The 10,589-nt window shown below is 66.4% G+C and carries 10 protein-coding genes; 4 read left to right on the top strand and 6 right to left on the bottom strand.

The window, feature by feature from the left end:
- Positions 1-49 precede the first annotated feature (49 nt).
- The 3 genes from cysE to B8W69_RS20695 are packed head-to-tail and all read right to left on the bottom strand — an operon-like array spanning position 50 to position 2,955.
- A complete protein-coding gene (gene cysE, locus B8W69_RS20685) occupies positions 50-733 on the bottom strand; it encodes a serine O-acetyltransferase (RefSeq protein ID WP_085291645.1) in 684 nt (227 codons plus the stop codon).
- Positions 734-735: 2 nt separating this feature from the next.
- Positions 736-1,668 (bottom strand): cysteine synthase A, encoded by a 933-nt coding sequence (gene cysK / locus B8W69_RS20690; protein ID WP_085291646.1) that lies wholly within the window; start codon positions 1,666-1,668, stop codon positions 736-738.
- Positions 1,669-2,955, bottom strand: coding sequence for a TQXA domain-containing protein (locus B8W69_RS20695; protein ID WP_085291647.1), 1,287 nt, complete (start codon positions 2,953-2,955; stop codon positions 1,669-1,671).
- Positions 2,956-3,329: 374 nt separating this feature from the next.
- Here B8W69_RS20695 and B8W69_RS20700 point away from each other — a divergent pair, with 374 nt between their 5' ends.
- Both B8W69_RS20700 and B8W69_RS20705 read left to right on the top strand, forming a co-directional pair.
- The gene (locus B8W69_RS20700) at positions 3,330-4,253 is read left to right on the top strand and encodes a family 2A encapsulin nanocompartment shell protein (protein WP_085291648.1); all 924 of its coding nucleotides are present in this window, start codon (positions 3,330-3,332) and stop codon (positions 4,251-4,253) included.
- Complete coding sequence (locus tag B8W69_RS20705; RefSeq protein ID WP_085291649.1) at positions 4,240-6,081, top strand: family 2A encapsulin nanocompartment cargo protein cysteine desulfurase; 1,842 nt, start codon at positions 4,240-4,242, stop codon at positions 6,079-6,081. Before B8W69_RS20700 ends, B8W69_RS20705 begins: the two co-directional genes overlap by 14 nt.
- 57 nt (positions 6,082-6,138) lie before the next feature.
- Here the strand turns inward: B8W69_RS20705 and B8W69_RS20710 are convergent, their stop codons facing one another.
- The 3 genes from B8W69_RS20710 to stf0 all read right to left on the bottom strand — a co-directional run bounded on the left by B8W69_RS20710 (position 6,139) and on the right by stf0 (position 8,355).
- Positions 6,139-7,269, bottom strand: a complete 1,131-nt coding sequence (locus tag B8W69_RS20710; RefSeq protein WP_085291667.1) for a YeiH family protein — start codon at positions 7,267-7,269, stop codon at positions 6,139-6,141.
- Positions 7,263-7,415, bottom strand: coding sequence for a hypothetical protein (locus B8W69_RS30700; protein ID WP_165762656.1), 153 nt, complete (start codon positions 7,413-7,415; stop codon positions 7,263-7,265). The genes B8W69_RS20710 and B8W69_RS30700 overlap by 7 nt, the downstream gene beginning before the upstream one ends.
- Positions 7,416-7,551: 136 nt before the next feature.
- Positions 7,552-8,355 (bottom strand): trehalose 2-sulfotransferase, encoded by an 804-nt coding sequence (gene stf0, locus B8W69_RS20715; protein ID WP_085291650.1) that lies wholly within the window; start codon positions 8,353-8,355, stop codon positions 7,552-7,554.
- A gap of 619 nt (positions 8,356-8,974) precedes the next feature.
- On the opposite strand from stf0, the gene B8W69_RS20720 reads away from it, so the two are divergent.
- Together B8W69_RS20720 and B8W69_RS20725 are read left to right on the top strand one after the other, a co-directional pair.
- On the top strand, positions 8,975-9,742 hold the full coding sequence (locus tag B8W69_RS20720) for an MlaE family ABC transporter permease (protein WP_065026702.1): 768 nt from the start codon (positions 8,975-8,977) through the stop codon (positions 9,740-9,742).
- Positions 9,739-10,587, top strand: a complete 849-nt coding sequence (locus B8W69_RS20725; RefSeq protein WP_085291651.1) for an ABC transporter permease — start codon at positions 9,739-9,741, stop codon at positions 10,585-10,587. The genes B8W69_RS20720 and B8W69_RS20725 overlap by 4 nt, the downstream gene beginning before the upstream one ends.
- Positions 10,588-10,589 lie beyond the last annotated feature (2 nt).

The raw sequence follows: 10,589 nt of genomic DNA on the forward strand, positions 1-10,589 counted from the left end.
AATACCGGAGATCACGGTGTGTTCAGCGGGCTCCACGATCTTTCACAGATCAGATGGAGAAGTCCTCGCCGTGCCAGACACCGGCCTCGGGCGGCCTGATGACGTGATTGCTCTGGGAGCCGTCCGCCCGGGCTTCGAGTTTGGTCACGCGGGTCAGCAGCGACTGCAGGCTGACGCCGACGAGGTCGGGCATCATCGAGTCGTCCGGACTGCCGGGACGGCTGCGGCTGATGACCTGCCCAGGCACCCCGACGACCACCGAGCTCGACGGAACCTCTTTGACCACCACGGCATTGGCGCCGATGCGGCTGTCGTCACCGATTTTGATCGCGCCCAAGATCTTCGCGCCGGCGCCGATCGTCACCCGATCACCAATGGTGGGATGGCGTTTTCCGGTGTCCCTGCCGCTGCCGCCGAGGGTGACGCCGTGGTAGATGGTCACGTCCTCGCCCACCTCGGCGGTCTCGCCGATCACCACCCCGGTCGCGTGGTCGATGAAGAGACCGGGCCCCAGGACGGCACCGGGATGGATCTCGACGCCGGTCAGGATCCGGGTGATTTCGGCGGTGATGCGCGCGATCAGCCGTGCGCCGCGATGCCACAGCCAGTGGTTGATGCGGTGGCCCCAGATGGCGTGCACGCCCGGGTAGGCCAATATCACCTGCAGCGTGGTCGGAACGGCCGGATCGCGCTCCCGCGCCGCTCGTATGTCACGTCGGATGGCTTCGAGCATGGCTAATCGGCCAGATCGGCGAACAACGGCGTGCTGAGGTACCGCTCGCCGAAGTCGGGCAGCACCACGACGACGAGCTTTCCGGCGTTCTCGGGCCGGCGGGCCACCTGCAGGGCGGCGACCACCGCCGCGCCCGAGGAAATACCGACCAACAGTCCCTCTTCGGCGGCCAGCCGCCGGGCCAGCTCGATGGATTCCTCGTTGCCGACGGCGATCACCTCGTCGACCAGATCCATCGCGAGCACCGGCGGGACGAACCCGGCTCCGAGGCCCTGGATGGGGTGCGGCCCCTTCTGTCCGCCGGACAGCACCGGGGACGCGGCCGGTTCCACGGCGATGAACTGTGCCGAGGGCTTGCGTTCCTTGATCACCTGGGCGACGCCGGTGATGGTGCCGCCGGTGCCCACGCCGGCGACGAAGATGTCGACCTTGCCGTCGGTGTCGCGCCACACTTCCTCCGCGGTGGTCGCGCGGTGGATCGCGGGGTTGGCCTTGTTCTCGAATTGCTGTGGCACGAAATACCGTTGGTCGCTCTTGGCCAGTTCCTCGGCCTTGGCGATGGCACCCGGCATGCCGTCCGAACCCGGCGTCAAGATGATCTCGGCGCCCAAGGCGCGCAACAACATTCGTCGCTCGACGCTCATGGTCTCCGGCATGGTCAGCACGCAACGGTAGCCGCGGGCCGCGGCCACCAGCGCCAGGGCGATGCCGGTGTTGCCGCTCGTTGGCTCGAGGATGATGGTGTCCGGTTTGATCAGGCCCGCCTGCTCGGCCGCGTCGATCATCGCGACCCCGATGCGGTCCTTGACGCTGTTGCCCGGGTTGAAGAATTCCAGCTTGGCGACGACGTCGGCGACCGCACCTTCAGTGACCCGGTTCAGCCGGACCAGCGGCGTGTTACCGATCAATTCCGTGACGTTCTCCGCGATGCTCATCTACCTATTGTCTCCAACGACGTAGGACCAGGCCTCTGCCTGCCAGCTAATATCGAACTCTATGTTCATCTCGGTGGGGATGGCTAGCGCCACCGGGGTAAAGCGTTGTGACGCTTCATCCAGGGCCACCCCGGTGAGCACGCGTCCATGCAGATCGCCAACCGTTTTCGCGGTGAGGGTTATTCCCGAAGTGTCGGGTGCCTGACGTAGGTAGAAATCCGTGCCGGGTTCGATCGCCCCGGCGACGGCGAAGCCGTCAGCGTCGACAAGTTCGTGGCCGTCGTTCGCGCTGAGTATCAGCGGGATTCGCACCTGAAACGGTCCGACAAGCCCCGAGTCCGCGGTCGCGTGGTGATCGACCAGCAGCGCTTCCTCGGTCTCATGCGTGGCCTTTCGCGCCTGCGCGAGCAGGTAGTTGTACAGATGCACGACCTTGTCGGCGTTGCGATAGTGGCGGGAACCGGTGAGCCGGAAGCTGACGTGCTCGATCCTGGGTGTGCCCATCTCGGAGTATGCGACCAACCGGTAGTAACGGTACCCGCGCCCGCCGCGGCCGTGGCTGCTCGACGACAGTGTGCTGCCCTCGCCCAGCGTGCGCTGATGACGGCCCTCGCCGGGGCTCACGATCAGCTCCGATCCGGAAACATCCTGCCAGTCAACATGATTGGCCGATTTCTGCAACCGCACGGTGACGGCGACATCCGAGGCGGTCCAGACCGAATAGCCGCCGAGCTGTGGTGCACCGTCGAATTCGAACGTGATCACCGGTCCGGCGGACCGGTCAACCGCAACGGGCACGTTGAGCGGCCGGGTGTCCAGCGCCAGGCCATTGGTGAAGAACCAGATCGCCGCCTGAGTGGCCGCGATCGCCTCGTGTTCGCTGATGTTGGCCGGTCCCAGCGGATAACCGGCCTCGCGCACCCGCCGGCTCAGTTCGGCGGTGGAGTGCATCGGAAAGGAGTGCCGCAGGATCCAGTCGACCTTGGCTTCGTGGCCAGACGTGCGCAGATGCGGCAGCGCGGACCAGGTGTCGACACGATAGCGCGACGGGTGCTGCGGCGCGATGCCGGTGAAATCCAGCGAGTAGGCGTGCACGTTCGGGTTGAGCCTGATCAGGTCGGTGCGCGCCCAGCTGCCGTCGGTGAACACGACCCGATCGACGGTGTGGGAATACGTGCCGCCCCGGTATCGGGTCATGCGGTTGAGCGCGGTGGCCGGTCGGACCACGGAACGCCCGCGGGTTGCCACCTGTGCCAGGGCACGGTTGGGCTCGGACAGAATCGTCATGGGTTGTTGATCTTCCTGAAAGGCTTGTCATGGGCCCGCGTCTGCACGCCGCCGGGCGATGACCCGGCGATACCGCCCCTGAAATGGGCTGGCGCGGGGATTTCTACAGCGACAGAGGGCTTGCGGAAATCAACAACAACAACAGCAACAGCAGTCGACGCAGCGCGACGGGACAAAGCGCAGCTGTACGGGGTGTTGCATGGCCCCCACTATAGGGCATCGGCGCTTTTCACTCGTTTCGCTCAGCCCGGCTCTAAACCTTCTGGCCACGTCCTACTGTTGCCTAGGCTCGGCGCGCGGACCCGCTGCTGGTGGGGGACGATAGATCCGCCCGACACAGGCCGCAGTATTCGACCAAGTACGGAAGGACCACGATGACGTCGGCTCAAAACGAGTCTCAGACACTTGGTGATCTCGCTGCCAGGCAGCTTGCCAACGCGACCAAGACGGTTCCCCAGCTCTCGACGATCACGCCGCGCTGGCTGTTGCACCTGCTCGGCTGGGTCCCGGTGGAGGCCGGCATCTACCGGGTCAACCGCGTGGTCAACCCCGAGCAGGTCGCGATCAAGGCCGAAGCGGGAGCCGGCACCGACGAACCGCTCCCGGAGACCTATGTCGACTACGAGACCAGCCCGCGTGAATACACGCTGCGGAGCATCTCGACCCTGGTCGACATCCACACCCGGGTGTCCGACCTGTACTCGAGCCCCCACGACCAGATCGCCCAGCAGCTGCGGCTGACCATCGAGACGATCAAGGAACGTCAGGAATTCGAGCTGATCAACAGCCCCGAGTACGGGCTGCTTGCGCAGGCCACGCCCGAGCAGACCATCCAGACGCTCGCCGGTGCGCCCGCGCCCGACGACCTCGACGCCCTGATCACCAAGGTCTGGAAGACGCCCAGTTTCTTCCTCACCCACCCGCTCGGTATCGCCGCATTCGGCCGGGAGGCCACCTACCGCGGCGTGCCGCCGGTGGTGGTGAGCCTGTTCGGCGCGCAGTTCATCACCTGGCGCGGGATCCCGTTGATCCCGTCGGACAAGGTGCCGGTGGAGGACGGCAAGACCAAGTTCATCCTGGTCCGCACGGGCGAGGAGCGTCAGGGCGTGGTCGGCCTGTTCCAGCCGGGCCTGGTCGGGGAGCAGGCGCCGGGGCTGTCGGTGCGGTTCACCGGCATCAACCAGTCCGCGATCGCGACCTACCTGGTCACGCTGTACACGTCCTTGGCGGTCCTCACCGACGACGCGCTCGCCGTGCTCGACGACGTGGCCGTGGATCAGTTCCATGAGTACAAGTGAGTACCGCTCGGTAGACGCCGAAAGCGAGCTGCCCATCAGCGCCGCGGAGCTCGCGGCGCTGGCCACCCAGCTGTATGCGGCCAGCATCCGGCCCGGCCCCGACAGCCCTCCGCAGACGGCGCCGGTGGCCCCGCGCGGTAGCGCGCCCGATGCCACGGCGGCGACGTCGGCCGGGCGGGCGGCCACGGGTGCCGCCGACGTGTTCCCGGCGCCGATCCCGCAGCTGGGCGTCGCCGACATCTACCTGCCGGCCCCGACGTCCGCCGAGCCCGAGGCCCCGCCGCAGACCGTGCCGGCGGCCCCGCGGGGTTCGGTGCCAGGCACGATCGCCGCGCCGGATCCGTGGTTCGGCGGCAACCCCAGTGCGTTCGCGGTGCCCCGCGGCATCGTGCCCACGGTGCCCGGTGTGCTGGCCGGGACGGCACCGGCTCTACCCGCGGGTTCGCGCGGTTCGGCACCGCCGTGGTTGCCCGCGGCGCCGTCGGTCACCGACCTCGGCTGGTCCGACGCGCCCGCGCCGAATGCGCCGGACGGTGACGAGAGGGACTACCACTTCCTGACCAAAGCCGATCCCGTGCCGCAGTTGCGCGACGAGCACGAGGTCTTCGACGTCAATGCGATCCGCGCCGATTTCCCGATTCTGCGGGAGACGGTCAACGGGAAACCATTGATCTGGTTCGACAATGCCGCGACCACGCAGAAGCCGCAGGCGGTCATCGACCGGCTGGCGTACTTCTACGCGCACGAGAACTCCAACATCCATCGGGCGGCGCACGAGCTGGCCGCTCGCGCCACCGATGCCTACGAAGAGGCCCGCGAGACGGTGCGCCGGTTCATCGGCGCGCCCAAGGCCGAGCAGAACATCTTCGTGCGCGGCACAACCGAAGCCATCAACCTGGTGGCCTACGCCTGGGGCGGCAAGCATCTGGGGCCGGGCGACGAGATCGTGATCACCCACCTCGAGCACCACGCCAATATCGTTCCGTGGCAACTGCTTTCACAGCAAACCGGCGCGGTTCTGCGGGTGGCGCCGGTCGACGACGCGGGCAACCTGCTGCTGTCGGAGTTCGAGGATCTCTTGGGGCCCAAGACCAAATTGGTGGCGGCCACCCAGGTGTCGAACGCGCTGGGCACGGTCACGCCGGTGGAGAAGATCGTCGAGCTGGGCCACCGGTACGGCGCGCGAGTGCTGATCGATGGGGCGCAGTCGATTCCGCATCTGCCCATTGACGTCGCCGAGCTCGGTGTCGACTTCTTCGTGTTCTCCGGGCACAAGATCTACGGGCCGACCGGGATCGGGGTGCTGTACGGGTCCGAGGAGGCCCTGGCCGAGACGCCACCGTGGCAGGGCGGCGGCAACATGATCGCCGACGTCACGCTGGAACGCTCGCTGTACCAGGGTCTGCCCAACAAGTTCGAGGCCGGCACCGGGAACATCGCCGACGCCGTCGGGCTGGGGGAGGCGCTGCGCTACGTCGAGCGGGTGGGCATCGAGCGCATCGCGGCCCACGAGCACGCGCTGCTCGAGTACGCGACGCCGCGGTTGGCCGACATTCCGGGTGTGCGCCTGGTGGGCACCGCCGAGGAGAAAGCCAGCGTGCTGTCATTCGTGCTGGCCGGCCACGAGCCACTCGAGGTGGGCAAGGCGCTCAACGCCGAAGGCATCGCGGTGCGGGCGGGCCATCACTGTGCCCAACCGATCCTTCGTCGCTACGGGCTCGAGGCCACTGTGCGCCCGTCGTTCGCGTTCTACAACACATTCGAAGAGATCGACGTGTTCCTGAAGGCGGTGCGCAGGATCGCCGAGGGCGGTGCCAACGTCGGCTGATGGCTGGCGTACCGAGGCCGAATCGGTTCGCACGCAAAGCGGTTGGAGCGCTGAACCTTAGGCTGTTGCGCCCCAACCGAACACGCGTGACGTCAGCAGCACGATGCCGAGTGAGACCGTGGCGACGACGGTGAGCCCGATGACCGCGACCACCAGCGGACGCCACCCGGTGCGCGCGATCTGACGGATGTCGGTGTTGAGTCCCACACCGGCAAAGGTCAGCAGGAAGGCCCATTTCGAGACGTTGGCGAGGTTGGCGGTTTGCCCCTTGGTCAGCCAGCCGGCGGTGGCGATCGCCGAGACCACCAGAAAGCCGAGCACGAATTTCGGGAACTTGTTCCAGACGAACGCGGCCTTGGCCCTGGCGCCCCGCGCGATCTCGTCGGCTTGCCCCCGACCCGCCCAGAACAGCGCGAAGCCCAGCACGACGAACCCGATCAGCGCGTTGCGGGTCGACTTCACCAGCACCGCGGTCTTGCCAGCATGGTCGGAGTACAGGTAGCCGGTCGCGGTGGTCTCGGCGGTGTTGTCCACCGAAAGCCCCGCCCACAAACCGAATTCGTGGTCGGTGAGTCCGATCGCATGCCCCAACGGCGGCAACACGAACAGTGACACCGCGCCCAGCGCCAGGATCGCCGCTATCGCGTAGCTGACATCGGAGTTGCGGGCCCGGATCGCGCCCTTGGCGGCCACAATGGCCGACACCCCGCAGATGGACGTGCCTATCGCCAACAGCGAGCCGAGCTTGCCCGATAACCCGAACGCGCGGGCCACGACGATGATGATCGTTCCGGCAATGGTCATGTCCACCAGGATCTGCACCAGGCTGATGCCGCCCAGTTTGGCGATATCGCCCAGCACGAATCGCGAACCAAGCGCCACGATCCCGACTTTGAGCCAGAACTCGTAGGTCAGCACACCGGGCCGAAATATCGGGTGCAGGCCTATCGTGTTGGTGATGAGCAGCCCAATCACGATCGCCCACAACACATATTCGATGTCGGGCACGGTCCAGTGCTGCTGTTTGGCCAGCGCGTTCCACCAGATCTGGGCGTATTTGCCCAACACTCCCACGCCGATCAGCAGCAGGATGCCGGGCACATAGTCGAGCGGACGGGTGCTGGTGAAGGTGGCTTCATCCGACGTTTCGTCGGGCGCCACCTGGACCGTGCTCACGCCGGTCACCAGGGGATCTTCGGCAGCGCGTTGGCCACGGCCAACGCGACGAGCACACCCGCCACCGCGGTCGCCCACCAGTCCACCGACACCGAACCGAACCGGGCAGCCCAATCCGGCGGCTGCGGAGCGTCGGGGTCCTTTCCGTCAGTTGGCACGCCTTCAACCACTTTGACCGCTCCTCAAGCGCCCACGGCGGCGTCTCCCAGCCGCACCCGTCGACTCCGAATGGTGGCTTCCGCGCGCGCCACATCCAAGTGATTGGCTCGGGCTGAATTTAGCTCTGCCGGTCGATCAGGTTGGCAGCCCGTGTTTCTCGGCGTCGGCGCGGTAGCGGTCCACCCATTCGTCGGAGCGCTGGTCAGCCTGGCGCTCCAGCACCGGCTTGGGCGCCAGCTGTGGGTCCAGCCCCAACGCCTCCAGGATGGAACCCACCACCTGAGTCAGGTTGCGCCACAACACCGGATACGAGATGTCCATCGGCTCGATGCGTTCTTCGGCGAACCAGTTTCGCCAGCCCTCCTCCTGCGCGCGCAGCATGGTAACGACGTGCGCGATCGCTCCGGCGTGATATGTGGCGCGGGCGTCCCGCACCGGATCGGGCCGGCCCCGCCAGACCCGCGTCTGCACCGCGCGCCAGAACGACACCGCCTGCGAAATCACATCGGGCCGGTACACGTGAATCAGCAGCGGCTGCTCGCCCACCACGTCGGTGATCGCCGCGAGCAGGCCGTCACCGCTGCGATCCGGCAGGTTCTTGGCACGGTCCAGCAGCAGCGGCGTCTGGTTCCACATCAGCTTGCCGCCCCACACCCCGTTGGGTGTCCGGCCGACCGTGCGGATGTAGGCGCGCCAGATCTCGGGCGGCGCCAAGTCCGGCGTCCCGACGTCCAGCGGGTCGAGCAGGCTCAGGATCGACTCGTCCTCGACGCCGGCGAACCATTCCCGCGGCTGCGGGGACTGGCTGGTGGACGGGAGGTACTGGAAGAACTCCTGTGGCTCGCCGGCCACGCCGGTGGCGCGCAGCGACTCGACCAGCAGCGTGCTGCCGCTGCGCTGCGACGCCAACACCAGATATGACGACGGGCTATTTGTCACCGGCAGAGTGTATCCAGAACCTTCAAATCTTATCCGGTGGTAGCGCGATTATGGTCAGGCTGAAGGAAACCCTTGATTCGAAACCGACTTACCCGAACTGTGGCGTTCGGCGACGACAGCCGAACGGGACGGTGGCATGGGTGCTCATCTGGTTTCGGAGCGGACGGAAAACCGCGTCAGCGGCGCGTGCCGTGTTGCGTTGAGAAGCGTTGCTTCGCAAGATGTTTCTGGCGGTCATCCGGTCTTACCCGTCGATCGATCCTGCCGCCTGCGCGCACCACCGGCCGGGCATCGGACCCGTCTGCTGGAGCCGCCGCGCGGCCCCCCGCGTCAGGCCGACGCCAAGCAATCACGCGGGCTCGCGGCCTGCCGATCCCAGTGGGCGATAGCAATTTCGGCCGGAGCCCATCGGCCGCCGCTAACATTTCTTCTTGTTGATTACAAACCTGACGCCGGGCATTGCTTTGGCCGTACATTCCCTCATCATGCGCTCGAACAGACGCGGCCCAGGTAAACGGTGTTGTTCGCTACGGGGTCAGCGAATTACGAACGTATAAACGGCGTTACGAAAATGGGGGTCGGGTTGAGTCAAGGACCGCCATTGGGTTGGGCAAGCGGCGTGAATGCGACGACCCTCGCGAAGCCCATGAACGCGCTGGGCCAATTCTTTCTGCTCAGCGCCGAGGCATTGGTTGCCGCGGTGCGTGGGCCCTGGGCGTGGCGTGAGGTCCTCGAGCAGATTTGGTTTGTCGCCCGGGTTTCCATCTTCCCGACCATCATGTTGTCGATTCCGTACACGGTTCTCATCGTGTTTGTCCTCAACATCCTGCTCGTCGAAATCGGTGCGGGCGACCTGTCCGGTGCCGGTGCCGGACTGGCCTCGGTGACCCAGGTCGGACCCGTTGTCACCGCGATGGTCGTCTCGGGCGCCGGCTCGACGGCCATGTGCGCGGACCTGGGCGCGCGCACCATCCGCGAGGAAATCGATGCGATGAAGGTGATCGGCGTCAATCCGATTCAGGCGCTGGTGGTTCCGCGCATCATCGCGGCGACGTTCGTCGCGGTCCTGCTGTACTCGGTGGTGGCGGTGACCGGGTTGACCGGCAGCTACATCTTCGTGGTCTTCGTCCAGCACGTCACGCCCGGTGCGTTCATCGCGGGAATGACCTTGGTGACCGGGCTGCCGCAGGTGGTGATCTCGCTGATCAAGGCGACCCTGTTCGGGCTGTCCGCCGGCCTGATCGCGTGCTACAAGGGCCTGTCGGTGGGTGGTGGCCCGACCGGCGTCGGCAACGCGGTGAACGAGACCGTGGTGTTCTCGTTCATGGCCCTGTTCTTCATCAACATTTTGACCACCGCGCTCGGTGTGAAGGTGACCGCCAAATGACCGACGCCGCACGCGAACCGTCGTGGTTCGTCACCCTTGGCCCCCGGCTGACGGATTCCACCCGCAAGCTGGGCGAGCAGACCGCGTTCTACGGGCGATCCCTGACCGCCACCGTCGATGCGGTACGGCGCTACCCGGGAGAACTGCTGCGGCTGATCGCCGAGATGGGCATGGGCACAGGCGCATTGGCCGTCATCGGCGGCACGGTCGGCATCATCGGTTTTCTCACGCTGACCACCGGCGCCCTCGTCGCGGTGCAGGGGTACGACACACTGTCCAACATCGGCGTCGAAGCGCTGACCGGGTTTCTCTCGGCGTTCTTGAACGTCCGGATGATCGCGCCCTGCACGGCCGGCCTGGCCCTGGCCGCCACGATCGGCGCGGGCGCGACGGCGCAACTGGGCGCGATGCGCATCAACGAGGAGATCGACGCGCTGGAAGTCATGGGCATCCGGGCGGTCACCTATCTGGCGTCCACCCGGATCATCGCCGGCATCCTGGTCGTCATCCCGCTGTACGCCGTCGCCGTGCTGATGTCGTTCGTCGCGGCGAAGTTCCTGACGATCTACGTCTACGGCCAGTCACGCGGCGTCTACGAGCATTACTTCGCAACCTTTTTGCGACCCACCGACCTGTTCTGGTCGTTCCTGGCGGCGCTGACCATGGCGGCCGGGGTGATGGTGGTGCACACCTACTACGGCTTCACCGCGACGGGTGGCCCCGCGGGCGTCGGGGAAGCGGTTGGCCGGTCGGTGCGGTCGTCGATGATCGTCACGGCGTTCGTCTGCCTGATGATCTCGCTGTCCGTCTACGGCCAGTCCGGCAACTTCAATCTGTCGGGGTGACC

The organism is Mycolicibacterium vulneris (assembly GCF_002104765.1).
Taxonomy (GTDB): Bacteria; Actinomycetota; Actinomycetes; order Mycobacteriales; family Mycobacteriaceae; genus Mycobacterium; species Mycobacterium vulneris.